General features: G+C 71.1%; 17 protein-coding genes. 10 read left to right on the top strand and 7 right to left on the bottom strand.

Features of this window, described 5'->3' with window-relative positions:
• Positions 1 to 129: 129 nt before the first annotated feature.
• Genes ACHFGS_RS04115 through ACHFGS_RS04150 form a run of 8 tightly spaced genes read left to right on the top strand, consistent with a single transcriptional unit; the run spans position 130 to position 15,918 of the window.
• A complete protein-coding gene (locus ACHFGS_RS04115; protein WP_394289169.1) occupies positions 130 to 6,213 on the top strand; it encodes an Ig-like domain-containing protein in 6,084 nt (2,027 codons plus the stop codon).
• 33 nt (positions 6,214 to 6,246) lie between these two features.
• Positions 6,247 to 7,218: an AAA family ATPase gene (locus tag ACHFGS_RS04120; RefSeq protein WP_394278100.1), complete on the top strand. Its 972-nt coding sequence runs from the start codon at positions 6,247 to 6,249 to the stop codon at positions 7,216 to 7,218.
• Complete coding sequence (locus tag ACHFGS_RS04125) at positions 7,218 to 8,558, top strand: DUF58 domain-containing protein (protein WP_394289170.1); 1,341 nt, start codon at positions 7,218 to 7,220, stop codon at positions 8,556 to 8,558. Before ACHFGS_RS04120 ends, ACHFGS_RS04125 begins: the two co-directional genes overlap by 1 nt.
• Positions 8,555 to 10,876 carry a DUF4129 domain-containing transglutaminase family protein gene (locus ACHFGS_RS04130; protein ID WP_394278102.1) on the top strand — a complete coding sequence of 774 codons (2,322 nt, stop codon included), beginning with the start codon at positions 8,555 to 8,557 and terminating at the stop codon, positions 10,874 to 10,876. Before ACHFGS_RS04125 ends, ACHFGS_RS04130 begins: the two co-directional genes overlap by 4 nt.
• A gap of 8 nt (positions 10,877 to 10,884) precedes the next feature.
• Positions 10,885 to 11,985, top strand: a complete 1,101-nt coding sequence (locus ACHFGS_RS04135; protein WP_394278103.1) for an RDD family protein — start codon at positions 10,885 to 10,887, stop codon at positions 11,983 to 11,985.
• On the top strand, positions 11,982 to 12,809 hold the full coding sequence (locus ACHFGS_RS04140; protein ID WP_394278104.1) for a PP2C family protein-serine/threonine phosphatase: 828 nt from the start codon (positions 11,982 to 11,984) through the stop codon (positions 12,807 to 12,809). The genes ACHFGS_RS04135 and ACHFGS_RS04140 overlap by 4 nt, the downstream gene beginning before the upstream one ends.
• Entirely contained in the window at positions 12,809 to 14,254 is a 1,446-nt protein-coding gene (locus ACHFGS_RS04145) for an FHA domain-containing protein (RefSeq protein WP_394278105.1), read from the top strand. The genes ACHFGS_RS04140 and ACHFGS_RS04145 overlap by 1 nt, the downstream gene beginning before the upstream one ends.
• Positions 14,251 to 15,918 (top strand): protein kinase, encoded by a 1,668-nt coding sequence (locus ACHFGS_RS04150; RefSeq protein WP_394278106.1) that lies wholly within the window; start codon positions 14,251 to 14,253, stop codon positions 15,916 to 15,918. The genes ACHFGS_RS04145 and ACHFGS_RS04150 overlap by 4 nt, the downstream gene beginning before the upstream one ends.
• A gap of 49 nt (positions 15,919 to 15,967) precedes the next feature.
• On the opposite strand, the gene ACHFGS_RS04155 is transcribed toward ACHFGS_RS04150, so the two are convergent.
• Positions 15,968 to 16,417, bottom strand: a complete 450-nt coding sequence (locus ACHFGS_RS04155; RefSeq protein WP_394278107.1) for a recombinase family protein — start codon at positions 16,415 to 16,417, stop codon at positions 15,968 to 15,970.
• A gap of 160 nt (positions 16,418 to 16,577) precedes the next feature.
• Here ACHFGS_RS04155 and ACHFGS_RS04160 point away from each other — a divergent pair, with 160 nt between their 5' ends.
• Complete coding sequence (locus ACHFGS_RS04160) at positions 16,578 to 17,438, top strand: neutral zinc metallopeptidase (protein ID WP_394278108.1); 861 nt, start codon at positions 16,578 to 16,580, stop codon at positions 17,436 to 17,438.
• 212 nt (positions 17,439 to 17,650) lie between these two features.
• Positions 17,651 to 19,240 carry a DEAD/DEAH box helicase gene (locus ACHFGS_RS04165; protein WP_394289171.1) on the top strand — a complete coding sequence of 530 codons (1,590 nt, stop codon included), beginning with the start codon at positions 17,651 to 17,653 and terminating at the stop codon, positions 19,238 to 19,240.
• 374 nt (positions 19,241 to 19,614) lie between these two features.
• Here the strand turns inward: ACHFGS_RS04165 and ACHFGS_RS04170 are convergent, their stop codons facing one another.
• The 6 genes from ACHFGS_RS04170 to ACHFGS_RS04195 all read right to left on the bottom strand — a co-directional run bounded on the left by ACHFGS_RS04170 (position 19,615) and on the right by ACHFGS_RS04195 (position 26,037).
• Positions 19,615 to 21,294, bottom strand: a complete 1,680-nt coding sequence (locus ACHFGS_RS04170) for an aldehyde dehydrogenase family protein (protein ID WP_394279490.1) — start codon at positions 21,292 to 21,294, stop codon at positions 19,615 to 19,617.
• Positions 21,295 to 21,310: 16 nt separating this feature from the next.
• Positions 21,311 to 21,571: a glutaredoxin family protein gene (locus tag ACHFGS_RS04175; protein ID WP_394279489.1), complete on the bottom strand. Its 261-nt coding sequence runs from the start codon at positions 21,569 to 21,571 to the stop codon at positions 21,311 to 21,313.
• Entirely contained in the window at positions 21,568 to 22,704 is a 1,137-nt protein-coding gene (locus tag ACHFGS_RS04180) for a glycosyltransferase (protein ID WP_394279488.1), read from the bottom strand. Before ACHFGS_RS04180 ends, ACHFGS_RS04175 begins: the two co-directional genes overlap by 4 nt.
• A gap of 122 nt (positions 22,705 to 22,826) precedes the next feature.
• Positions 22,827 to 23,246 (bottom strand): hypothetical protein, encoded by a 420-nt coding sequence (locus ACHFGS_RS04185; RefSeq protein ID WP_394279487.1) that lies wholly within the window; start codon positions 23,244 to 23,246, stop codon positions 22,827 to 22,829.
• On the bottom strand, positions 23,243 to 23,704 hold the full coding sequence (locus tag ACHFGS_RS04190) for an adenylyltransferase/cytidyltransferase family protein (RefSeq protein ID WP_394279486.1): 462 nt from the start codon (positions 23,702 to 23,704) through the stop codon (positions 23,243 to 23,245). Before ACHFGS_RS04190 ends, ACHFGS_RS04185 begins: the two co-directional genes overlap by 4 nt.
• A gap of 98 nt (positions 23,705 to 23,802) precedes the next feature.
• Complete coding sequence (locus tag ACHFGS_RS04195) at positions 23,803 to 26,037, bottom strand: glycosyltransferase (protein ID WP_394289172.1); 2,235 nt, start codon at positions 26,035 to 26,037, stop codon at positions 23,803 to 23,805.
• Positions 26,038 to 26,042 lie beyond the last annotated feature (5 nt).

Below are 26,042 nucleotides of genomic sequence, written 5' to 3' on the forward strand. Positions count from 1 at the left end.
CGCTACGAACTCGAACCGATCCGCACTCTCGCCTAGGCTTTCTGCGACCAGTACACCTGCGAGCGCCCGATTCAGCGATCGGGGCCCGACGCCGCGCATGATCGTTTGCCCGGGGGAGGCCGAGCCCTAATGAAGTCCTTCGCGTGGCTTCGTGCGCGTCCGCGCACGCTCGCATCCGTCGGTGCCGTCACCGCGGCAGCCGTCGCCGTCGGCATCCTCGCCATCACCTATGAGGGTGAACCGACGACCGAACTCGACCTGAATGACGGCGGTGTCTGGCTCACCAAGCAAACGAGTCTGCTCGTCGGCCACTTCAACAACGAGTCCCGGCTCCTCGACGGCGGCCTGCGCACGCTGTCAGCCGAGTACGACATCCAGCAGGCCGGCAGCCGCGTGCTCGTCACCGACACGACCGAGGCCACCGTCACGGCGATCGATCCCGCCCGAGTCGCGCTCTCCGACAGCGCCGACCTCGCCCCCGGCGCGAAGGTCTCCCTCGGCGGCCCCACCGTCGCGACCGTCGATCAAGACGGCATGCTGCGGGTGGCGCCCTTCACCTCCATCGCCGCCATCGCCGAGACCGCGGGCGACCCGGTCGCCGAACTCGGACCCGGTGCCGTCGCGACGGTGAGCACCTCCGGCACCGCGTACGCCTTCTCGCCGGAGAAGGGCATGCTGACCGCCTACGGTCAGGGCTCCGACGGCTCCGTCGTGCAGACGGCCGAACTCGAGCTCGAAGGCATCGAGGAGAATCACCGCCTCTCGATCTCGGCGGTCGGAAACATCAGCGTCCTGGTCAATCACGACACGAACACGCTCTACTCGAGCGACGGTCTCCGCGCAGAGGTCCCGGCCGGCGCCGTGCTGCAGCAGCCCTCCAACGCGACGGACGCCGTCACCCTCGCCACCGAGACCTCCCTCGTGCGGATCCCGCTCGAGGGAGGAGAGCCGGTGACGGTCGATGCCTCCGCGCCCGGCACCCCGTCGCAGCCGGTCTATGTCGCCGGGTGCGCCTACGCCGCGTGGTCGGGCTCCGGGTCGTACATCCGCGACTGCGCGGGCGATGCCGCCGATGAGAAGAAGACCATCGAGGGCGTCGACGCCAGCAGCGATCTCCGCTTCCGCGTGAACCGGGACGTCGTCGTCCTCAACGACGTGTTCGGCGGCGCTGCGTGGCTCGCCAGTGACGCGCTGCAGCAGGTCGACAACTGGGAAGACCTCACTCCGCCCGAGGGCGAAGGCGAAGAAGAGGAGGAGACGACCGAGGAGACGATCCAGTCGACCCTCCCCGAACGCACCGAGGACAACACCGACCCGATCGCGAAGAACGACCGCTACGGCGTGCGCCCGGGTCGCACCACGGTGCTGCCGATCCTCGAGAACGACCTCGACGCCGACGGCGACGTGCTCGTCGCGAAGGTCGAGGGGGCCCCGTCCTTCGGTGAGATCACCCCGATCTACAACGGCACCGCCCTGCAGATCCGTCTCGATGAGGGTGCCACCGGCACCACCGCCTTCACCTACTCGATCGACGACGGTCGCGGCGGGAGCGACAAGGCGCGGGTCGACTTGACCGTTGTGCCGCTCGACCAGAACTCCGCTCCCGTGCAGCGCCGCACCACGGCGATCACGGTCGAGACCGGTGGCGTCGTCTCCTACAACGTCCTCACGGACTGGTACGACCCCGACGGCGACGACATCTTCCTGTCCGCCGTGGCTCCCGACGGGGGCGACGAGGCGGAGTTCACCTCGGACGGTCAGATCACCTACCGCGCGATCGGTGGCCTGCACGGTCGCAAGGACGTGCCGATCATCGTGTCCGACGGCACGGAGCCCGCCGACGGCATCGCCCGCTACGACATCCGCCCGCTGGGCACGACGCTCCCGGTCACGAATGCCGATCACGTCGTCACGCGCGCCGACCGTCCCGTTGCGGTCTACCCGCTGACCAACGACACCAGCACCGGGAGTGAGCAGCTCCGCCTCACCCGCGTGGACGACGTGGAGGGCGGGCGTCTGACCCGTGACTACTCCGACAAGTCGTTCACCTTCGAGTCCGGGACCGTCGGCACCTACTACGCCACCTACATCGCCTCGGCAGGCGCGAACTCCGCTCCGGGAATCGTCCGGATCGACGTGCTCCCCGAGGCCGACGACACCCTCCCCCCGATCGCCGTGCGCGACGTCGCACTCCTCCCCGCCGGCGGCGACGCCCTCGTCAACGTCCTCGGCAACGACACCGACCCGTCGGGCGGCATCCTCGTCGTCCAGTCGGTCACGGCAGAACCCGGGAGCGGTGTGGCCGCGGCGGTGCTCGGCCACGAGACGATCCGGGTCACCGACCACGGATCCCTCGACCAGCAGGTGCGGCTGACCTACACGATCTCCAACGGGTCGCAATCCGCGACCGGCGAGATCATCGTGATCCCGGTGCCGGCCCCCTCCAAACTGCGCCCGCCGATCGCTGTCGAGGACGAAGCGGTCGTCCGGGTGGGGGACATCGTCACCATCGACGTGATGGGCAACGACTACCACCCCAACGGCGATGAGATCTCGATCGCGCCCGAGCTGGTGCCCCCGCTGGTCGATGAGGCCGACGGCGACCTGTTCGTCTCCGAGAACACCCTCCGGTTCCGTGCGGGCAGCGAGGCGAAGACCGTCAACGCCACGTACGAGGTCGAGGATTCGACCGGCCAGCGGGATGCCGCGTACGTGACGATCCGGATCCTCCCCCGAAACGACGACGCCAACGCGGCCCCTCGGCCGCGCGATGTCACCGTGCGCGGCCTCAGCGGTGGCAAGGTGACCGTCCCGATCGACCTGCACGGAATCGACGCGGACGGCGACTCGGTGGAGCTCGTCGGTCTGGCATCCGCTCCTCAGAAGGGGCGCGTGACCAGCGTCGATGTCGATTCGATGACGTACGAGGCGTTCGCCGACTCGACGGGCACGGACAGGTTCACCTATCGCGTGCGCGACAACCTCGGCAAGGAGGCGACGGCTCGCATCGAAGTGGGCATCGCTCCGGCGGAAGCGACGAACCAGGCGCCCTACGCCGTGCGCGACACGATCTCGATGCGCCCCGGGCGCCAGGTCGCCGTCGACGTCCTGCAGAACGACTCCGATCCTGACGGCGATGCCTTCGGCTTCGCGGAGGACGCGATCGAGGAGATCGACGTCGACGGGTTGGAGGCGGAGATCTCGGGGCAGCAGCTGCTGATCACCGCGCCGGACGAGGAGATGCAGACGAGCGTCGCCTACACGATCGCCGACGCACGCGGCCTCGAGTCCACCACCGCGGTGCAGATCACCGTCGATCCCGATGTCCCGCTCATGCGACCGATCGCACGCGACGATCGTGCGCGGTCGGAGGACATCGCCGAAGACGGCACCGTGACCGTCGACGTGCTCGCGAACGACGACGACCTCGACGGAACCCGGACGGCCCTCGAGGTCACCCTCGGCGAGGGCGCCGAGAACGCGCGCGTGCTCGCCAACGGCACTGTGTCGGTGACCGTGGGGGAGGAGCGCCAGCTCATCACCTATGCGGTCCGGGATCAGGACGACCAGGTCGCGGCGGCGTTCATCCACGTGCCGGCCCTCGACGACATCGTCCCCACGCTCATCTCGACCTCGCCCGTCGAGGTCGAGAGCGGTGTGCCGGAGGAGATCTCGCTCGCCGACCACATTCAGGCCTCCGGCGGCCGGGAGGTCGTGATCACCGAGGCGGCGAAGGTCGTCGCCTCGCACAGCAACGGTGCCGACCTCGTCAAGGATCAGCGCACCCTCGTCTACACCTCCGCGGACCGATACTTCGGTTCGGACGGCATCACCCTCGAGGTCACCGACGGCTCGGGCCCGGACGACCCCGCCGGTCGGAAGGCGACCCTGACGATCCCGATCACCGTGCTGCCGCCGGACAACCAGCAGCCCGAGATGACGGGCGCTCAAATGAGCGTCGCGCCGGGCGAGGACGCCAGCGTCCTCGGCCTCACGGACCTCGCCAGCGACCCCGACCCCGACGACCGGCTGAGCTTCTCACTCGTATCGAACGCCCCAGACGGCATCACGGCGGATGTGGCGGACGGTCGGCTCAGTGTCGCGGCGAACCCCGATGTCCCCAAGGGGACGCGCTTCTCGCTGACGGTTCAGGTGACCGATGGCGAGACCGACCCCGTCGATGCCTCCATCGACGTCACGGTCACGGCATCCACTCGTGAGCTCGCGATCGTCAACGACGATGTGATCGATCAGGCCGACCAGGGCGAGAAGCTCACCGTGGACGTGCTCGGGAACGACCGCTCGCCGTTCCCGGGTGAGCCGCTGAAGGTCATCTCCGCGATCGTCGAGAGCGGCGTCGGCCAGCCCGTGGTCGTCGGCGATCAGGTCGAGGTCACCCCCGCAGCGGACTTCGTCGGAAACCTCGTGGTCCGGTACCGCGTCCTCGACGTCACGGAAGACGACGACCGTGCGGTGGAGGGTCGCATCCGCATCACCGTCCAGGGCCGCCCGGAGGCTCCGGGCAAGCCCACGGTCACCGCGGTCGAGAGCCGCACCGTCGTCCTGAGCTGGACGCCACCGGTCGACAACGGGCGCACGATCACGTCGTACACCGTCACCTCGACGGCGGGCGGCTACACCCGTGAGTGCGCGTCGACCACCTGCACGCTCGACGGGCTGACGAACAACGTCGAGTACAACTTCGTCGTGACCGCCACCAACAGCGTCGGCGAGTCCGACCCGTCGGTGCCGTCGGAGACGGCCCGCCCGGATCAGCGTCCCGATCAGCCGGCGCCGCCGACCCTGCAGTTCGGTGACCGCAAGCTCGAGATCGCGTGGGTCACGCCGCGCACCGAGGGCTCGCCGGTCGAGACCTACACCCTGGAGATCTCGCCCGCGCCGCCGAACGGCGTCGCGCAGCGGACAGGCGTGGCGGGCAACTCGATGACCTGGGACGGGCTGCAGAACGGCACCGAATACCAGGTGCGCGTTCGCGCCCACAACCGTGCGCCGGAGCCATCGGACTTCTCAGGCTGGTCGACGGGGATGATCCCCGCGGCGCCACCGGCGGCTCCCGGCGCGCCCACCGTGGCCCGCCTCCAGCCCGTCGGCAATCAGGCGCAGATGCAGGTCAGCTGGAACCGTCCTGCCGAGAACGGCGATCCGATCGCGAGCTATGAGCTCAAGGTCATCCGGGGCGGCAGCGTCGTCAACACGATCACCGTCCCGGGCGGTCAGACCAGCCAGGCCGTCGTCGTCGACACCTCGCAGACCGACTACACCTACACGGTCCGCGCGAACAACAAGGCCGGCTGGGGGCAGCCCAGCTCGCCGTCCGCGCCGCGCCGCGCCTTCACCCCGCCAGGGGCCCCGACCGGTGTCAGCGCCACCGAGGGCGACAACCAGGTGACGGTGAACTGGAGCCCGGGAGCCGCCAACGGTGCCAACCCGGGTGAGATCCGATACCAGTACAGCGTCAACAACGGTGCCTGGCGCGCTGACTGGGTGTCGGGCGGTTCGTCGAACACCGGCGTCGTCGGCAACGGCACGGTGAACAACAACGGCGCCTACACGATCCGGGTGCGCGCCGTCGCGACGGCGGACGGCACCACGTACGAGGGCGCGGCGTCGGCGGCATCCAACCAGGTGCAGCCGTACGGACCGATCGGCAAACCCACGGCGAAGGCGACGAGGGACGAGCGGACGATCACGATGACCTGGTCGTCCCCGCCACGCAACGGCCGCGACATCACCACGGAGATCCGCACCGGCGACGGGCGTGGATGGCGAAAGGTCGAGGCGAGCGGCACCGAGCGCTACACGCTGCCGTACAGCACGACGCGCACGCTCCACGTTCGCACGACCGCCGCCGGTCAGACGACGACAGCCCAAGACAGCGCGACAACGGTCGACGCGCCGCCGCCGCCGCCTCCGCCCGAGCCGCGGGCGCGGGTCAGCCGCGGTGCCAGCGCGAGCGGGCAGAACGGCTGCAGCGGCGCCGCCTGCGCCTACTTCAAGGTGACGACGTCCGACTTCAACGCCGGCAACTACACCTACAAGTGCATGGGCGACGGCTCCCAGTTCAACAGCTGGGAGGGCCCGGTGTACTTCCCCGCCAACGGCTCGGTGCAGCTGCAGTGCTTCTGGGGCTACCCCGGCAAGCAGGTCTGGGTCGTGCTGAACGGCAAGGCCTACGAGAGAAGCATCTGGTGATCGCCATGACCTCCGAGAGCAAGGACTGAACGAATGAGCATGACCCCCGAACAGGCCGCCTGGTTCCGCGACACCTTCACGCGTCTGGTCGACAACGTCGATCAGGCCTTGATGGGAAAGCGCGAGGTCGTCGGCCTCGTGCTGGCCGCGATGCTCGCCGAAGGGCATGTCCTTCTCGAGGATGCGCCCGGCACCGGGAAGACGAGCCTCGCGAAGGCCCTCGCCGCCAGCGTGCAGGGATCGTCGACGCGCATTCAGTTCACGCCCGACCTGCTGCCCTCGGATGTGACGGGCGTCACGATCTACGACCAGGCCAACCACCGGTTCGAGTTCCACAAGGGACCCGTGTTCGCCTCGATCGTGCTCGCGGACGAGATCAACCGCGCCTCGCCGAAGACGCAGTCCGCGCTCCTGGAGGTCATGGAGGAGTCCCGGGTCACCGTCGACGGCACACCGCACGAGGTCGGTCGCCCGTTCCTCGTCATCGCGACGCAGAACCCGATCGAGCAGGCCGGTACCTACAAGCTGCCCGAAGCGCAGCTCGACCGCTTCATGATCAAGACCTCGATCGGGTACCCCTCGCTCGCCGTCGCGGAGCGGATCCTCGCCGGTGCCGTCGAGCGCAACCCCTCGGCGCGCCTGCAGCCGGTCATCACGACGAAGGCCGTCGCAGAGATGGCCGACCTCGCGGCATCCGTCCACGTCGACCCGGCCGTGGCGCGGTACGCGGCGCAGCTGGTCGAGTCGACGCGCGAGTCGTCGTCGACGAAGCTCGGCGTCTCGGTCCGCGGGGCCATCTCGATGATGCGGGTCGCCCGCGTCGTCGCCGCGTCGCAGGGTCGTCACTACGTGATCCCCGACGACGTGAAGGCGCTCGCGGCGCCGGTGTGGACCCACCGTCTCGTGCTCGACCCCGAGGCCGAGTTCTCCGGCACGACAGCCGAGTCGGTGATCGAACGCGCCCTCGCCGAGGTCGAGGCGCCCCTGGCCCGGGCCAGCGCCTGATGACCATGTCGCCGGAGACGCTCCCCGAGACGCCTGAGGTGCCTCGGGACTCCGGCGCGCCCGAAGAGACGGATGCCACGGCCGAGACGACCGCCCAGCTCGCCCCGCGTGAGGCCACCCGAGCCGAGCGGCTGAAAGAGACCGGCGCGGAGTGGGCGGGCACTGCGTGGTCGTGGGTCCGGCTGGTCGCCGGGGTCATCCGGCCGCTCGGCTGGGTCGTGCTCGCCCTCATCGTCGTGCTCTGGATCGTGACCTTCACCCTCGGTTGGCAGGAGGCGCTCGTCGCCGCTGCCGTGACCACCGCGATCGCCCTGCTGTGCGTCGCCTTCCTCTTCGGTCGGACGTCCTATGACGTCGACCTCGATCTCACCCGCACCCGGGTCGTCGTAGGGGAGCGCGCGGTCGGCGCGCTGACCCTCGCCAACCGCACGTCGCGCTCGCTCCTGCCCGCCGAGGTCGTCCTCCCGGTGGGTTCGGGGCGCGGCCTCTTCCAGGTGCCACGGCTGCACGCCGGTGAGACGCACGAGGAGCTGTTCGCCATCCCGACCACGGCCCGCGGTGTGCTCGCCGTGGGACCGGTGAGCGTCCTCCGGGGCGACCCCCTCGGCCTGTTCGAGCGCACCCACGACCGCCGTCAGGCCATGGACCTGTTCGTCCACCCGAAGACGACTCCGCTCGATGGTCTCTCGCTCGGCCAGATGCGCGACCTCGAGGGTCTCCCCGACCAGCATCTCGCGCGCGACGATGTGTCGTTCCACGCGCTGCGCGAGTACCAGCCGGGCGACGACCTCCGTCACGTGCACTGGAAGTCGACCGCTCGCGTCGGCGACCTCATGGTGCGCGAGTACGAGCAGACCCGTCGCTCCCACTTCGTCGTCGCCCTCTCGACCCACCCGGGCGAGTACCGCGACCCCGACGAGTTCGAGACCGCCGTCTCGGTGGCCGGCTCGATCGGCCTGCGGGCGCTCCGCGACTCGCGCACGCTCGACGTCCGCACCTCGACCGGACGCATGCGTGCCGAGACCGGCCGCCGGTACCTCGATTCGCTGTCGGCTCTGCAGACCAGCAAGCCGCGGGACGGCGGGATCGTCGCCCTTGCGGGGGTCCTCGCCGCACACGCTCCGGATGCCGCGGTCGCGGTGCTCATCTGCGGTTCGACCGTCGACGCAGCCGACCTCCGGCTCGCCTGCTCGCGCGTGCCCTACGGTGTCCGCGCCCTCGCGATCATCGCCGATGGCCGGATCGACAGCCCCACCCTGCGCCGCGTCGGCGATGCGGACGTGGTGACCCTCGGTGCGATCGATCACCTTCCGAGCGCGATCCGGAAGGTGCTCTCGTGAGCGAGTCGACGCGAACGCAGATCCGGATGCCGCGCCTCGACGCGCGAGTGCGCCGGTTGATCCTCGACGGCGTCGCGATCACCGCCCTCACCACCGTCGGGATCATCGGGTTCGCGTCGACCTTCGAAGGCGGCCGATACATCGTCGCCGCGATCGCCGGACTCGCCCTGGGGCTCGCGATCGCGTGGGCCGGCGCCCGCTGGCGATGGCGTGTGCTGACGGTCACCGGCGCAACCCTCGGTGCGTACTTCGTGTTCGGTGGGGCGTTCGCGCTGCCGCACACCACGCTGTGGGGATTCATCCCGACCCTGGAGACGTGGCGTCAGCTGGCGTTCGGGGTGGTGACGTCCTGGAAGGACCTGCTCACCACGGTGCCCCCGGTGGCATCGAGTGACGGTCACCTCATCGTTCCGTTCCTCGTGAACCTCGTGGCATCCGTCCTCGCGGGAACGGCGGCACTCCGCGCGAAGCATGCCGCGTGGGCGCTGCTGCCGCTCGTCCTCTCGCTCGCCCTCCAGATCCTGCTCGGCTCGTCGGAGCCGACGGCGCCGATCCTCCAGGGCATCGTGTTCGCGACGGTCGCGGTGGTGTGGCTCGCACTCCGCGCCCGGTGGAACCCTGACCGCATCGCCGTGGTCGCCGACGGACCCGCCGCCTCCGCCTCGCGGGCGGCGCGCACGCGTCGGCTCATCTCCGGCGGTCTTGTGCTCGCGCTCGCCTCGGGCGTCGGGGTCGCCGCCGCGGCGACCGCTCAGCCGCCGGTGCAGCGCTACATCCTGCGCGACTTCGTCATCCCGCCGTTCGATGTCCGCGACTACCCGAGCCCGCTGCAGTCCTGGCGGGGCCTGGTGCGCGACTTCGAGACCGAGACGCTGTTCTCGGTGTCCGGCCTCCCCGAAGAGGGCCGTGTCCGGTTGGCCACGATGGATGCGTACAACGGGGTCGTGTTCAACGTCGCCGCCGACGGGGCCGGCTCGTCCAGCGCCTTCACCTCCATCCGCTCCAACATGTCCCCCGCCGCAGAGGGCGACCGCACGACGGTCTGGGTCGAGATCGACGATCTCGACGGCGTCTGGCTCCCCTCTGTCGGCTCGGCGAAGGAGTTCACCTTCTATGGGGATCGGGCAACCGATCTCCGAAGGGGTGCGCACTTCAACGACGCGACCGGCACCGCCGTGACGACGGCCGGGGTCCGCGCCGGGGATGCGTACACGATCGACACCGTCATCCCGCAGATCCCCGAGGACGAGGCTCTCGCCGATGTGCCGTTCGCGCCGCTGAAGATGCCGAAGCAGAGCGGCATCCCGCAGTCCCTCAGTGAACTGGCCTCCGATGCGACGGAGGAGGCGGAGACGCCGATCGAGCGGGCACGCGCCCTCGAGGCGTACCTGCAGACCGAGGGGTACTTCAGCCACGGTCTCGCAGACGACGTGTACTCGCCCTCCGGGCACGGCGCCGCGCGCATCTCGCAGCTCGTCGGCGGCGAACAGATGGTCGGCGACGACGAGCAGTACGCCGTCGTCATGGCCCTGATGGCGACGCAGCTCGGGATGCCGGCTCGCGTCGTCATGGGGTGGTATCCCGACGAGGAGGAGCGCAGCGCCGACGGCACGTTCGCCGCGACCGGCGACAATCTGCACGCGTGGGTGGAGATCGCCTTCACCGGTCACGGCTGGGTGCCGTTCGATCCGACGCCGGACGAGGACAACGAGCCGAGCGAGCAGAACACGAAGCCGCGCGCCAATCCGAAGCCGCAGGTGCTGCAGCCGCCGCCGCCCGCGCAGGAGCCGGCCGAGCTGCCGCCCGCACTCGCGGAGGAGCGTGACCAGGAAGAAGAGGACGAGCCCGGTCCCGACTGGCTCGGACCGGTCCTCCTCTATACCGGCATCTCGCTCGCCGTGATCGCCCTGCTGCTGTCGCCGCTCATCGTGATCGGGGCGATCAAGGCGTCGCGTCGCACCAAGCGTCGGAGCGCCGAACGCACCGCCGACCGGATCTCCGGGGGCTGGGACGAACTCGTCGACCGCGCGACCGACTACCGTGTGCCGGTGCCTCCGGGCGCGACCCGTGCCGAGAGCGCCGAGGTCGTGGGGGCGGCGTTCGCCGCTGACCGCGTGAGCACGCTTGCGCGTCGGGCGGATGCCGACGTGTACGGCCCCGGCGATCCCTCGCCCGAAGACGTCGAGGCGTTCTGGCGTGAGGTCGACGAGATCGTGGGCGGCATCGCCGAGGAGAGCACGTTCTGGGGGCGTCTGCGCGCACGCCTCAGTCTGCGCTCGCTCCGGCGCTCAGGTGTGAAGGGCAGGACCCCGCGATGATGGGGAGGATGCCGGCCTCGCTTCGTCGCCGCATTCTGGCCGTCGTGATCGACGCGGGCGTGTCGATTCTGATCGTCGCCGTGGTCGCGAGTGTCGCGGTCGCGTTGGCGGTGGCGATCGAGGCGATCTCGCTGGCCGCTGCCGTTCCTGTCGGCGCCGCGGCGGGCCTCGTGTGGTTCCTGGTCCAGACCGCGATGCAGGCCGGTGACGGTTCGATCGGGATGCGTCTGATGGGTGTGCGGCTGGCCCACACCGGGGACGACCAGAACCTCGGGTTCGGTCGCTCCCTCGCCCGCAATCTGCTGTTCGCCCTCACCGGGACCGCGCTCGTGGGACTGTTCTCGCCGCTGTTCGACCCCTCGCCCTGGCGTCGCGGCTGGCACGACTTCGCGACGGGAGCGGTCGTCATCGACGCGGCATCCGTCCGCCAGACGCCGCCGCGCGCAGTGGCGATGCCGGACCGCCCGATCGAGGTGGCGAGCCGGGCGGATGCCGCGCCGGCAGCGCCCCCGGTCGTCATCCCGTTCGGGCGGGCGGCCACGGTCGCCGCGGCACCGAACGCCGCGCCCACGGCCGTCGCGGCCGCTGCTGCGGCTCCCGCGGTCGTTGCTCCGACGCCAGCGTCCGGACCCGCGGCATCCGACTTCCTCCGACCCGCCCCGTGGGCGCCGGCGCCGATGGTGGCGCGGCGCGTGCCGCGCACTCTTCCGGTCGAGGTCATCTCGACCGTTCCCGGCGTCCACACTCGCAACGACGTGCGACCCCACGACGGTCGGTCCGCTCCCGCGACCCTCGCGACCCTGCGCTGGGACGACGGCACCCGCCACACCGTGTACGACGCCACGCTGTTCGGGCGCAGTCCCGCAGCGGAACCGGGCATGCACCTCATCCCGGTGCGCGATGAGACCCTCTCGATCTCGAAGACGCACTTCGAGATCGGCGCGGATGCGCAGGGTGCGTGGGTGTGTGATCGGCACTCGCTCAACGGCGTCGTCATCATCCGAGCCGGCGTGCCGCAGCGGATCATCGCGGGCGAGCGAGCCCGCGTGTGGCCCGGCGACGTGCTCGACGTCGGGGATCGTCGCGTGACCGTGGAGAGCGCGCGATGAGCGGGTCTGCGATCGAGGCGCGCGCCGGTTCAGCCACCCACGCGGGCCTCCGTCGCCGCGTCAACGAGGATTCGCACCTCGCGCAGCACCCCCTCTTCCTCGTCGCCGACGGGATGGGCGGTCACGACGCCGGCGCTGCCGCGAGTGCCGCCGTCGTCGCGGAGTTCGCCCGGCTCGTGGGCGCGGAGTCGGTGGGGATCGAGCAGATGCGCGCCGCGCTCGACCGTGCCCGCGCCGCCGTCGAACGCATCGGTCACCAGGGACGCGCCGCAGGCACGACCCTCAGTGGCGTCGCCGTGACCGACGTGGACGGCTCGGGGTACTGGCTGACCGTCAACGTCGGCGACTCGCGCACCTACCGGTACGCGGAGGGCGAGCTCGAGCAGATCAGCGTCGACCACTCCGTCGTGCAGGAACTCATCGATGCCGGCGCGCTCGACGGCGACGCCGCCGGAAAAGACAGCCGGCGCAACGAGATCACCCGCGCCATCGGTGCCGGCAGCGGCGGCGAAGCGGACTTCTGGCTGGTCCCGGCCGAGCCCGGCGATCGCATCCTCATCTGTTCCGACGGACTGTCGGGGGAGGTGCCGGCCGAGCGGATCGCTGCCGTGCTGGCCGACGTGCCCGATCCGCAGGATGCCGCGACACGGCTCGTCCATGAGGCGATGCTCCACGGTGGGCGTGACAACATCACTGCGGTCGTGGTCGACGCTGTTCGGGTGGCAGGACACGATGATGATGCGTATGAGACGGCGCCCGCGGGCGGCGCCTCCGACGCAGACGAGGATACACGGCCGCGGGCAGCGGCAGGAGGAGACGCGTGATGCGCGCAGTGCGATATCGGCCCGATGCGGGGAACGGCGGCTGGCGGGCCGCGGTGACCGGATCGGCGCTCGCCGTGCTTCCTCCGGAGGTCACTCCGCATGCCGTCGAAGCGGTGTGGCGCGGACTCGACGGCGGCGGCATCGGGGCGGTCCTGGAGTCGCTCACCGGGGCGTTCGGCACGTCGTTGACGGCGATTCCGCCGTTCGCGCTGGCCGTCGCCGAGGGGGACGGCGTCCGTGTCGCGGTGCGGGGCCCGGTGGAGTTCGTCGTGGAGACCGCCTCGGGCGTGGAGTCCGTCTCCGGCGCGGGTGTGTCCACGTGGACCGAGCGATTCCTCTCGGGCGCGACTCGGCTGACGATCGATCTCGACGTCGAGGGGGCGGCGGACCTGCTGCCCATCGAGTCGGGTGTCGTCGCCGTGGCTGCGCTCGTCTTCACCCCCGCGGGCGAGAAGACCCCATCCGGCGCGATGCCCATGGTGGCGGCCGCGGAGGCGCCCGCGCCGGCGGCCGACCCGGCGAACGTCGTCCCGGATGCGCCCGAGCCTGCGGCCGAGGCGGATCGCCCGCCTGCGGGACCCGCCGCCGAAGAAGCACCCGCAGACGAAGCCGCCGCTGACGAAGCCGCCGCTGACGGGGGCAAGGACGACGCGACGGAAGCGGTGGCCGAGCCGCCCGCTGATGAAGCGGTGATCGAGCCGCCCGCCGAGGAGACCGAGGTCGCTCCGGCGGACGAGGAATCCCCTTCCGATGCCGGATCGCTCGTCACCGGGGTGCCCGGCGCGACGATCATCCCCGGTCCACGGGATGCGGTGGGCGACACCGTCGCGGCGCCGTCCGACGACCCGGTGCTCGGTGAGACGATCGTCAGCCCGCGAAAGCCCTCAGCGCCCGTGAGTCCGCCGCCGGTGCCGTCGCTCCCGCCGTTCGTGCCCCCGGCGCCGCCCATTCCTCCTCAGCTCGGCGATCACGACGGCGCGACGGTGTCCGTCGCACAGGCGCGCGCGATGCGCGCCGCGGCAGCGGGGGGAGGGCAGCCCGCTGCGGCAGAGCCTGCGGTGCCGGCGTACGACTCGACGGAGAACGTTCCCGAGCGCTCACCGTCGCAGGGACGCATCGTCGTGTCCGACGGCCGCCGCATCGAGCTCGAGCGAACCGTGATCGTCGGGCGACGGCCGCGGTCCACGCGCCCGGCCGAGTCCGAGCTCCCCACGCTGATCGCCGTCGACGGCCCGCAGCACGACATCTCCCGCAACCACGTGGAGATCCGCGCGGAGGGCGAGCACGTGCTCGCGATCGACCTCGCCAGCACCAACGGCACCGTGCTGCTGCGCGGCGGACACGACCCGGTGCGTCTGCACCCGAACGAGCCGACGATGGTCATCGACGCCGACGTGCTCGACCTGGGCGACGGTGTCACCCTCACCTTCGAGGACCTCCCGTGAGCTCGAAGCGGGCGCCCGCACCCCCGCCGCAGCTGCCCGGGTTCACCTATCAGCAGGTGCTCGGCTCCGGCGGATTCGCCGACGTGTACCTGTACGAGCAGGCGCTCCCTCGCCGCCGCGTCGCGGTGAAGGTCCTGCTGGCCGACAAGATGAGCGGCGGAGCGGTCGAGCAGTTCCAGGCTGAGGCCAACGTCATGGCCATGCTCTCCACCCACCCGGCGATCGTGACGATCTATCAGGCGGGGGTCTCGGAGGACGGCCGCTCGTATCTCGTGATGGAGTACTGCTCGAAGCCGAACCTGCAGGTGCGGGCCCGCACCGGGCAGATCTCCGTGGCTGAGGCGCTCCGTGTCGGCATCCAGGTCGCTGCAGCCGTGGAGACCGCCCACCGCGCCGGCATCCTCCACCGAGACATCAAACCGGCCAATATCCTCGTCACGGAATACAACCGTCCGGCCCTCACGGACTTCGGAATCGCCACGACCGCCGAGGGCACCGACCCGTCGGCGGGGATGTCGATTCCGTGGTCGCCGCCGGAGTCGTTCGCCGACACACCCGAGTTCACCGTCCGCTCCGACGTGTGGGCACTCGGGGCGACGGTCTACAACCTCCTCGCGGGGCGTTCTCCCTTCGAGGTCCCCGGCGGTCGCAACGGCGGCGCCGAGCTCATCCGGCGGATCGAGACGGAGCCGCCCACGCGGATCGAGCGCGCCGACGTCCCGGCATCCCTTCACCTCGTCTTGGAAAGGGCGATGGCGAAGCGGCCGACGGACCGGTTCGAATCGGCGGTCGATTTCGCCCGCGCGCTGCAGAAAGTCCAGATCGAGCTCGCCCACTCCGTGACGCCGGTCGACATCCTCGACGATTCTCCTCCCGTCGATGACGAGGAGGACGACGGCGAGCTCACCCGGGTGCGCGGCATCGTGAGCATCGACCCGCAGACGTCGCCCGCGGCCGGACCGACGTGGGAGCGCACGCCGCCGGGGGGCTCGTCGTCGTTCGCGCCGGCCGACACCGGCGGATCGGATGCCACGATGCTCCGCGCTCCGGTGACGATCCCGGCCACGCCGGAAGCCTCGCTGGTCGACGACGGGACGATCGTCCGTGACCGTAATATTCCGCCGGCGGCATCCACCACACCGGCCGTCACGGGCGGAGGTATCACCGGGACGACGGGAGCGCCGGCAGCCCCGGGCGCCGGTACCCCGTCGGCGACGGCCCCCACTGCGCCGAAGAAGTCCTCGCGCGGTGCGCTGTGGGCGCTGCTCGGCGTTGCGGCGGCAGCGGTCGTCGTCGTCACGGTGGTCCTCATCGCCACGATGTTCGGCCCGCCCGCCGACGAGACCGGACCCGCGCCCACCACGTCGGAGGAGCCGCAGCCGCAGGACCCGGTCGCAGCCTTCGTCCCGCCGCTGGCTGACGGGAACGGTCGGATCGACGGGGAGAACGCCGTCTTCACGTGGAACAACCCCGATCCGCAGGACGGGGACAGCTACATCTGGTCGCGAGTCACCCTCGACGGCGGCGGTTCCGACCCGCGGGCGATCCCCGAGACGAGCGTCTCGGTGCCGCTCGGCGGCGACGACCAGGCGTGCATCGACGTTGCGCTGCGCCGTGTCGACGGGACGGTCAGCGAGGACACGCGCATCTGCGCAGCGAACTGAGCGGGGCCCTCGCAGGCGGTCGACTCGCCCGTGCGCTCACGCGGCGCGATCAGGCGCGATCGAGCACCTTCACGATGACCGAACGGCGCTGCAGCTCGGCGACCGTGCGGGTCTCTTCCGAGGCGTCACGACCGAGGGCGCGAACGTCGGCGACGACGACGACGTCTCCCGCGCCGAGGCGACCGAACAGGCGTGTGAGCCGCTCCTCCCAGCTCTCACCGGTCTCGGGAGCGGGGTGGCGGAAGCCCTCGATCGGCACGCCGAAGCGCGCCAGCGCCTCTCGCTGCAGTGCGATGCTCGGCATCTCGGGGCGCGACACGACCAGTCCCACCAGCCGAGCGCCCGCCGGGAGGGCGAGCCACCAGTCCGGCGTCGCCTGCAGCGACGCGAGAGCCTCGGGCACCTCGCTCCGGTCGGCGGGGATCGCGATGGTGCGCGACTCGGCGTAATCGCCGGGGGTCTGCTCGCCCGGTGCTGCGTCCACGATGCTCTTCTTCACGATCCCTCCATTGTGTCGGACGTTGCGACGTCGCGCCGCTCCGCTCTCTCTGACGCGTCCGCGGGAGGGTGGTCGTGGCATCCATCGCGGAACACAGCACGACAACGCGCGCGTTCGCAACCACCTGACACGCGATCGAGAGCGGAGTAGTTTCCGAGACATGACATTCAATCCGAACGCCGATGTCACCGGGTCCAGCGCGAAGCGGCGCGGCCGGGGGCCGGCCATCGCAGGTGGCGCCGGTTTCGTCGGCATCGCCGTCGTCGTCATCAGCATGCTCACCGGCGTCGACCTCACCGGGCTCGTCGGCGGAGCCCCGCAGCAGGGTCAGGACGAGGGCACCGCCATCGCGAACTGCCAGACCGGCGAGGACGCGAACACCGACGACGCCTGCCGACTGGACGCCGGCGAGGAGGTCATCAACTCGTTCTGGTCCTCCACCCTCGAGGGCTACCGCGAACCGACCCTCGTCATCGTCGAGGGGTCCACCTCCTCGGCCTGCGGCACCGCCTCCAATGCGACCGGACCGTTCTACTGCCCTCCCGAGGAGACGGTGTACATCGACCCCGCATTCTGGTCGATCGTGCGCCAGCAGCTCGGAGCGGATGCCGGGAGCCTCGCCCAGCTCTACGTGCTCGCGCACGAGTACGGCCACCACGTGCAGAACCTGATCGGCGTCTTCGAGCAGTACCCACGGAACGGGTCGGGCGAGGAGAGCAACGCCGTCCGCACCGAGCTGCAGGCCGACTGCTTCGCCGGCGCCTGGGTCGATGCGGCCGCGAACCAGAAGGACGACAACGGGGTCAGCTACATGAAGACCCCCACCCAGCAGGAGATCGACGACGCGCTCGAAGCGGCCGCGGCGGTCGGGGACGACCACATCCAGGAGCAGTCCGGTCAGGTCAACCCGGAGAGCTGGACGCACGGGTCGAGCGAGCAGCGACAGCGCTGGTTCATGGCCGGGTACGACGGAGGCGTCGACGCCTGCGACACGTTCGCCGTGTCCGGCTCGGAGCTGTGAGGCCCCGGGGCGGGCTGAGCGGGTCCTTCTCAGGAGGCGACTGCTAGGGTGGGGGAGTTGCGGCATCCTCCCCGATGTCCCTCGCGTCGTAGAACGCATCATCCGCTGCCGATCGATTGATCGTCGCCGGCGACTCCTTCTCACGGCGAACCCGTCTGCGCATCCGCACTCGGGCCACCGATCCGGGCGAACACGCCCGAGTTAGTTCTGTCATGACTGAACCCACGTTCGGCACGCTCGGCGTGCCCGCACCCCTCGTCTCGGCTCTCGCCGCAGACGGCAAGACCACCCCGTTCCCGATCCAGATCGACACGCTCCCCGACACGCTCGCCGGGCGCGATGTGCTCGGCCGCGGCCGCACCGGCTCGGGCAAGACCCTCGCGTTCTCGATCCCGCTGGCCGCGCGCCTGGGCCAGGAGCTCGCCGGCGGCACCCGCCGCCGCGGACGCATCCTCGGCCTCGTGCTCGCCCCCACCCGCGAGCTCGCGACCCAGATCGACCGCACCCTCGCGCCGCTCGCCGCCGCGTACGGCATGAAGACGACCACCATCTTCGGTGGCGTCAACCAGAACCGTCAGGTCGAGGCGCTGCGCGCCGGCGCCGACATAGTCGTGGCCTGCCCCGGCCGCCTCGAGGACCTCATGAAGCAGAAGCTCGTGAGCCTCGACGCCGTCGAGATCACCGTGATCGACGAGGCCGACCACATGGCCGACCTCGGCTTCCTGCCCGGTGTCACCCGCATCCTGAACGCGACCCCGCAGGACGGACAGCGGATGCTGTTCAGCGCCACGCTCGACAACGGCGTGGACAAGCTTGTGAACCGCTTCCTGCAGAACGAGGTGCTCCACTCCGTCGACGAGGCGCACTCGCCGGTCGCCGCGATGACCCACCACGTGTTCCACGTCGGCGGCACCGACGCGAAGAAGGAACTCGTCCGCACCCTCGCCTCCGGCAAGGGCCGGCGCATCCTGTTCCTGCGCACCAAGCACGCCGCGAAGAAGCTCGCCCGCCAGCTGACCTCTGAAGGCATCCCCTCGGTCGACCTGCACGGCAACCTCTCGCAGCCGCAGCGTGATCGCAACCTCGCCGCGTTCGCGTCGGGTGAGGCACGCGTGCTCGTCGCGACCGATGTGGCCGCCCGCGGCGTGCACGTCGACAACGTCGAGCTCGTCGTCCACGTCGACCCGCCCATGGAGCACAAGGCGTACCTGCACCGCTCGGGCCGCACCGCCCGCGCCGGCGCCGAGGGCGCCGTCGTCACGGTCGTCCTTCCCGAGCAGCGTCGCGACGTCGACGGCCTGCTGCGCAAGGCCGCGATCAGCGTGACGCCGGAGTCGGTCACCGCCGATTCGGCAGTCGTCACCCAGCTCGTCGGCCCCATCGCCCCGAAGGTCGCGCCCCAGCCGGTGCAGCAGCCGCAGCGCGGCGGCGGTCAGAGCCAGGGCGCCAATGCGCAGCGCAAGCGCGCCGCGCGCGAGGCGCAGGGCGGTCGGGCTTCCGGCGGTCGCGGCGGTCAGGCTTCCGGTGGCCGTGGCGGTCAGGCTTCAAGTGGCCGTGGCGGTCAGTTCGCCGGTGGCCGCGGCGGTCAAACCTCTGGTGGTCGCAGCGGCCAGGCCCCGGCGGCCCGTTCCCACGGCGCGTCGCACGGGCAGGGAGCCGCCGCCGGTCACTCCGGCGCGAAGGCCGGCGCCCCGGCATCCGCCGGCGGAGCCCGCCGCACCGGACGTCGCGCCAGCAGCGGTGGACTCACCGTCGGCTCGGTCGTCCGCCAGAACGGCGCCGGTCGTCGCAGCGGCCGCTGAGTCGCACCGCTCGTCGCAGCGGCCGCTGAGTCGCACCGCTTTCCGCGAGAGCCGCGTCCCTTCGGGGCCGCGGCTCTCGCCGTTTCCGGTGGTCTTCCCGGCCGTCGTGCGCTAACTCCTCAAACCCGCGCCCGGACCCGGTTGTGGCCATCGGATCGGTCGCGGTTGTGGCGAGAGGTTGAGGAGTTGAAGCACGCGGGTTCGTGAACCACGGGCTGGTGGCCGGGTCGGCAGAGCCCTGCGGCGCGGGACCGTCACCACCTACACCGAGCGCCCTAACTCCTCAAGACCGGACCCAGACCGCGTTCGACCAGCCGAGATGCCGCGGTTCTGGCGAGAGTTTGAGGAGTTGGTGCCGGCGCGGGCGCGGCGGGTCAGGCGCCGAAGGCGCGCACCAGGGTGACGGCGAGGCGGGCCCAGTTGTGGTCGATGCGGAACCGGGTGAAGCCCTCGGAGACGGCGGCGCCGGTGCGCGAGGTGACGAACCACGGCGGCTTCGGGAGCACCGAGAACCGCGACCGGCCGAGCGAGCGCGGGAAGGGGCGGAACGGCCCGCGCACCACGGTGCGCTCGACGTCGTCGAGCAGCAGCGCGTTATGGACGATCCCGATGCCGCTCGGCGCGTCGTCGACGGTGCCGCCCGGATAGGCGCCCCACGTCGCGGTAGGCGTCAGGAAGCCGAACGCGGTCCATGCGTTGATCGCGACGGTGCCGTACCGGAGCGCTGCGATGGCGTCCTCGAACCGCGAACCGGCGGCGCGGTGGGTCACCGGGTCGATCAGCACGTTGGCGCCGAGCGTTCCGGTGAGGCGCTCGTTCGCGTGGGCGACGGCAGCCTCGAGGAAGTCCATGCCGGTGCCGGGCAGGTCGACGATCCCGAGAACGGGTGCGAAGTACTCGGTCGTCTCGATCTCGCCGCCGCCGGCGACGATGGCGCGCGTTCCGTCTGCCGACCACGCGGCATCCGGGTACGTCTCCCGCACGTGCTCGAGGCGAGCGTCGCTGTTCGGGTACCAGACCGGCCGGCGCGGTGCCCGCGCGTAGGCGGCGCGCAGCTCCCGATCGAAGTCCGCACGCTGGTCCCAGTCGCGGCTGAGGAGGACGACCTGCCCTGCGATGCAGTTGTGTCCGCTGTTCTGCAGGCGCATCGTCACGACGTGCTCGGCCTGGAACCTGAGGTCCGCGTCCGACCACGGTCCGGGGACGATGATGATCGGCGACACCCCGCCGAGCTCGGCGGTGATCGGCACGCTCAGGCGATCGGGTCCGCTGCCGACGATCGCGCGGAACGTCGACTCCGATCCGGTGATGTGGATGTGGTCGATCTCGGGATGCCGCGTCAGATACGCACCCACGTCACCGCCACCGCGCACGATCTCGACGACCTCCGCGGTGCGCAGCGGAGCGAGCGCCCGTTCGAAGACGGGCACCAGGGCGTCCTGCGTCGGGTTGACCTTCAGCAGCGCGACCCGTCCGCACGCGATCAGCTCGTACAGCACGTCGAGGAACGGGATCGAGGTCACGTTGCCGGCACCGAGGACGAGACCCACGCCGCCGCGGGAGGGATGCCGCGCCGCGAGCCCGGCGGCATCCATCGCCTGTCCGCGGGTGACGCCCGGCTGCAGCCACACCTCGGTCGTGTAGCCCGACAGCAGGAGACCGTCGATCGGGTCGAGTGGGGAGGTGTGGACGACCGTGCGGTCGCCGGGCGCGCGCCCGAACAGGATGCCGTCGAGCGGGCTGTGCCCATCGGCCAGCGCCTGCAGGGTGCGGTCGTACGCGTCGAGGGCGACCAGCGCCGCGTACGGCCCGGACAGCCACTCTTCACCCCGGAGCGGATGCCGCGCGCTCAGCCCCTTGCTGTCTGCGGCGACCGACGCCCACTCGGCCGCCACGACGCCGACGGCGGCGCGCACCTTGCGCAGGACGGCGAGCCGTTCGGCGGTGCTGCGGCTCGCCCAGGTCTTCGCCCCCGCCCGCAGGCGGGCGATGCGGGCGTCGAGTTCGGCCCGGGTGTCCTCGTCGAGGGCGCGGTCCGGTGACGTCGTCGTCATGGCTGCGGGAGGCCGGTCAGATCAGCGAGAGCTCGCGGAGCTTGGCCGCAACGTCGTCGTTGCTCGGCTCGACGTGGTGGGTCGCGTCGGGGTAGACGACGACGGGGATGTTCGTGCGGCCGGAGATCTCGCGGGCGACGTCGGCGGCCGACGGGTCGGCTTCGAGGTCGACGTAGCGGTAGGCGATGCCGAGGCCGTCGAGCTGGGCCTTCGTGCGGCGGCAGTCACGGCACCAGTCGGCGCCGAACATCGTGATCTGGTCGTTCTTCTCCGTCATGGTTCCAGCGTATGCCCGGGGGAGACGGCGGCGGCCGTCTCGGGCTCGCTCGCCGGTCGCCCGGCGCCGCGCGGTGCGTAGACGACGAGCGCGTGGAACATGAACCGCAGCACGAAGGCGGCGATGAGGGTGAGCGCGGCGGCGAGGACGGCCGGGATATGGGCGCCCTCGACGAGGATCGACATCACCGGGATCCGGACGACCGCCTCGAGGCCGTTGAAGGTCGTCGACTTCGCGAACCTCGACCACATCCGGCCGGACTCGGAGCGCATGTCGGCGAAGACGAGGTACTCGAGCAGGAAGAAGTTCGTGATGATCGTGATGGCGCTCGCGGCGACCGCGGCGGGCAGGTAGTCCACGCCGAGCCGGATGAGCCCCCACATGATCACGAGGTTCGCGATCGCACCGAATCCGCCGACGAGGGCGAACGCCGACATGCGCCCGAAGCGAAGCATCGCCAGCTGGGTGAGGAAGCGTACGCCCTGCGTGAAGGTGGCCTTGGAGTCGCCCGCGAAACGCTGCGCGAAGTCGAACGGCACCTCGCCGATCCGCAGCTGCCGGCGCGCGAGGATCTCGAGGAGGATCTTGAAACCCCGCGGGCGCAGAGCGTCGAGGTCGACGGCATCGGTGTCGAGGAGGAAGAACCCGGTCATCGGGTCGGAGCAGCCGGCGAGCTTCCGCGGGAACATCGCCTTCGTCAGCGACGTCGACACCCGCGAGACGGCTGTGCGGGTGGCGTCGGCGAGCCCCGTCGAGGTGCCGCCCGACGCATAGCGCGACGCGACGACCACGTCGACGTCGCCGCGCTCCGCGCGCGCGATCATGCGGGGCACGTCTTCGGGCGGATGCTGCAGGTCGCCGTCCATGACGAGGCACCAGCGCGAGGTCGCGGCGCGGAAGCCTTCAACCACGGCGCCGCCCAGCCCGGCGGTCGCCGTCTCGCGGTGGATGAGCCGGACCGGGAACGGAGCGGATGCCGCAGCCGCGGCGATCACCGCGGGCGTGTCGTCGGTGGAGTCGTCGACGAAGACGACCTCGAAGACCCGGCCGTCGAGCGCCGAACCGAGACGCCGGAGGAGCTCGTCGACGTTCGGGCCTTCGTTGAAGGTCGGGACGATGATCGACAGATCCATGGATGAGGCTCGCGGGGTCGACGGGCACGGGTCGCCTCAGCCTACCCGCGGACCCTTTCCGTGGCCTGGGCCGTCCACGACCCGGCCCGAGAGTTCACCCGACGCTCATCTTCGGACCGTGGTCAGGCCGAGCCGGCGGCATCCATCGGCGGCTCGACGACCACTCCCGTGACGTTGATGGTCCGCCCGCTGATGGCCGCGACCCGAAAGACGGTCGCCTGCGGGGGCGTGCGCTCGTCGAGCGGCAGGATCACCACCTCGACCTGATAGTCGCCGATGGCGAGGAAGCCGTGGCCCGGTGCGTCGGCGTGCACGGCGTAGGTCCGGGTGCGCGCCGGTGCGCGGTCGGCGTCGGTCGCGATGTGGTGGCTGGGTCCGGGCGAGCGGGGGAAGATGCGTCGGATGCTGGGCGGCGGGAGGCCGGTCCCACGGTGCCGTCGCACGCGCAGTGGGAAGAGGGCGAGCACCTGGCCGACGAACAGCTCGAAGCCCTCTTCCGCGCCCGCCGACCACCCCACGGCGTCGTCAGCGGGCGGGCTCACGCCGACTCGGATCGCTGTTCGTGATCGTGGAGGGTCTCGGCCGAAGCCGACTCGAGCGCCCGACGGAGCTGGGTGCTCGAGGTGTGCGCCGTGTAGGGGAAGTAGACGACCTCGACACCGACCGCGGCGAACTCCCGTTCGAGGCGGAGCCCCTTCTCGGTCCCACGCCAGTCGTCGCCCTTGAAGAAATGGGTGAATCGCACCTGCTCCCAGACGGCCATCTTGTCGGGCACGGTCTCGATGAAGACGTGGTCGACGAAGCGGATGTCGCGCACGATCGCCGCGCGCTCCGCCGTCGGGATGAAGGGGTCCACCCCCTTCACCTCGTGCAGCATCTCGTCGCTGACCACCCCGGCGACGAGCAGGTCGCAGTGGTCCTTCGCGTGCCGAAGGATGTTCAGGTGCCCCACGTGGAACAGGTCGAACGCGCCCGCGGCATAACCGATACTCATCGTCATCGCAAGCTCCCCAAAGCCGCTGACATGTCGAGTCCCCCGACCCGACCGGGCCCCCACAGCCCGATGAGGGGGACATTACACCATGGCGCCCCGTCGCGTCACCGGTGCTTCACCCGCCGGTCACGGACGGCGCGCTCGAACGCGCTCCGGTGCAGGGCGCCGGCATCCGCCCATTCCCGTCCCGACAGGTCGGGGGTCGCGCCGCGCGTGCGGGCGTCGGCCCACGCGCGACCGATGTCCGCCGAGTCGATCGTGCCCTCGAACAGGTGCACCCACCCGGGGCCGCACTCGTCGGCGAGGGCGCGGTTGACCGCGTTGTCGGGGACGAGCACCGGCCGGTCGAGCGAGAGCACGGCGAGGGCCGTCCCGCTGTTGTGCATGTGGCGGTACGGCAGCACGATCAGCTCCGCGGAACGGATCGCCGACGCGAAGTCCGCGTCATCGAGGAACCTCGCGTCGAGCGAGATGCGGCCGTCGTCATCGGATGCCGCGCGGAGGCCATCGAGCAGTGCCTCGGATGACGGCTTGCCCGCGATGTGCAGCGTCGCGTCCGCGGCATCCCACCCCTTGAACGCTTCGACGAGATCCTCGACGCCCTTGTAGCGCCGGATCAGGCCGACGTAGCCCACCCGCCCGGGCACGGCTTCGACCGAACGGTACGGTGCGAACCAGTCTCGGTAGTGCCCGTGCGGGATCGTCACCTGCGGTACGCCGTCGCGAGGCGGCGTGTGGTCGTTGAGCACGATGTCGAGCGTCGTCGCCGCGTCGATGCCCGACAGTACGGCGTGGTCGACGCGCGAGATGCCGTCGGGGCGATCGACGTTGTGCAGCGTACGGATGACGGGCGTGCCGGCGATCCGCCAGCGCGCGACCGTGAGCGCCGCGAGCGTTCGTCGCGCGAACCGGCCCACCACCCGGTGTCCGTCGACCATGAGTTCGGGCCAGTGCGCGTGCACGACGTCGTAGCGACCCAGCAGCGCGGTGCGGTAGTCGAAGGTCAGCAGGGTCAGGCCGTCCGTCGTGCGCAGGCTCGAGTCGAGCTGGGTGATGTACGGGTTCGTCGTGGCCTTCGGCGGTCCGAACGTCTCGAGCACCCGGATCGGCCTGCGCGGCGCGACGGGGCCGAGCGCCCCGCGATACCAGCCGTCGACGAGGCCGGGGAGGCGCCGGACCGACCACCGGTCGTGCGGCTCGCCCCCGGCGGCGGCAGCCGCGAGCAGCGCGTGGGCGACCGAGGTCGCGACGTCGCCGTCGAGGCTCGCGATGTGGGCGTTCCGCTCGGCGAGCAGGGGAGGGCCCCCGAGCGGGAGGCAGACGACGGGGCACCCCATCGAGCTCGCCTCGGCCGCGACCCATCCCGCCTGGTCGTGCATCGACGGGAAGACGAAGACCTCGGCACGGGCGATCGCCTCGAGCACCTCCGGCCTCGGGCGATGTCCGGCGAAGCTGACCCGCCCGCGCAGTCCGAGGCGGTCCGTCAGGCGTTCGAGCCGCCCGCGCTCGTAGCCGTCGCCGTACAGCGTGAGCGTCCACCCGGCGGCCTCGGGGCGCGTGAGTGCCTCGATGGCGATCGCCGCGCCCTTCCACGCGAGCAGGCGTCCGGCGAACACCGCGTGGCGTGGGCGGACCAGCGACGGATCGCGGGTGGGAAGGTCGTCGAGGCAGGCGTTGGGCTCCACCACCACCGTGCTGCCGGACCCCTCGAAGACGCGGCCGACGTCGGTGTTCTGCGCGACGATCAGCGCCGCGCGCTTCGCGACCGGCGCACCCCACAGGCGGCGGAACGCGCCGGTCGAGACGGCTCTGACGATCTCGGTCAGCGTGCCGCGGACGCCGAGCCAGCGGGCCAGTCGGGCAACGGGTAGGGTGCTCGAGCCCCCGACCGGCCCCCAGACGAGGGGCACGTCCCGGAGCGCGGTGAGACCGCACGGCATCCAATCGTTCGCGAACGTCACGTGGTGCGCGAGGTCGAATCGGTGAGCTGCGTGGAGCGATCGCGCCCGGCGGCCGAGCGCACGCTGCCAGAGGGCGTAGTACCAGTAGAGGTCGACGCCCCGGCGCTTCAAGCGCACGATGCGCTCGGGCAGGTCGAGGTACGCGACCTGCAGGTGCCGGTGCAGCTCGGGGTCGGCTGTCCGCGCCGCCTCGATCGCGGCGCGGAACCGAGGCCGTGTCACGACCCACACGTCGTACGACGTCGCCGCGGCCGTTGCGACCTGCCACCCGGCACTGGCCTCCGGCTCTGGGAGCGGCCCGCAGGCGTACGCACTGATCAGCACTCGCAGCCGCCCGTTCCCTGCGCGCCCGTCTGCGTCCTCCGCACGGTCTTCCACACGTC

The sequence above is a fragment of the Microbacterium sp. genome, assembly GCF_043427715.1.
Taxonomy (GTDB): domain Bacteria; phylum Actinomycetota; class Actinomycetes; order Actinomycetales; family Microbacteriaceae; genus Microbacterium.

Coding starts and splice junctions, on each gene's coding strand:
- ACHFGS_RS04115 (WP_394289169.1), top strand. CDS start 130: ATGAAGTCCTTCGCGTGGCTTCGTGCGCGTCCGCGCACGCTCGCATCC.
- ACHFGS_RS04125 (WP_394289170.1), top strand. CDS start 7,218: ATGACCATGTCGCCGGAGACGCTCCCCGAGACGCCTGAGGTGCCTCGG.
- ACHFGS_RS04135 (WP_394278103.1), top strand. CDS start 10,885: ATGCCGGCCTCGCTTCGTCGCCGCATTCTGGCCGTCGTGATCGACGCG.
- ACHFGS_RS04170 (WP_394279490.1), bottom strand. CDS start 21,294: ATGACGACGACGTCACCGGACCGCGCCCTCGACGAGGACACCCGGGCC.
- ACHFGS_RS04180 (WP_394279488.1), bottom strand. CDS start 22,704: ATGGATCTGTCGATCATCGTCCCGACCTTCAACGAAGGCCCGAACGTC.
- ACHFGS_RS04190 (WP_394279486.1), bottom strand. CDS start 23,704: ATGACGATGAGTATCGGTTATGCCGCGGGCGCGTTCGACCTGTTCCAC.
- ACHFGS_RS04120 (WP_394278100.1), top strand. CDS start 6,247: ATGAGCATGACCCCCGAACAGGCCGCCTGGTTCCGCGACACCTTCACG.
- ACHFGS_RS04140 (WP_394278104.1), top strand. CDS start 11,982: ATGAGCGGGTCTGCGATCGAGGCGCGCGCCGGTTCAGCCACCCACGCG.
- ACHFGS_RS04175 (WP_394279489.1), bottom strand. CDS start 21,571: ATGACGGAGAAGAACGACCAGATCACGATGTTCGGCGCCGACTGGTGC.
- ACHFGS_RS04165 (WP_394289171.1), top strand. CDS start 17,651: ATGACTGAACCCACGTTCGGCACGCTCGGCGTGCCCGCACCCCTCGTC.
- ACHFGS_RS04145 (WP_394278105.1), top strand. CDS start 12,809: ATGCGCGCAGTGCGATATCGGCCCGATGCGGGGAACGGCGGCTGGCGG.
- ACHFGS_RS04160 (WP_394278108.1), top strand. CDS start 16,578: ATGACATTCAATCCGAACGCCGATGTCACCGGGTCCAGCGCGAAGCGG.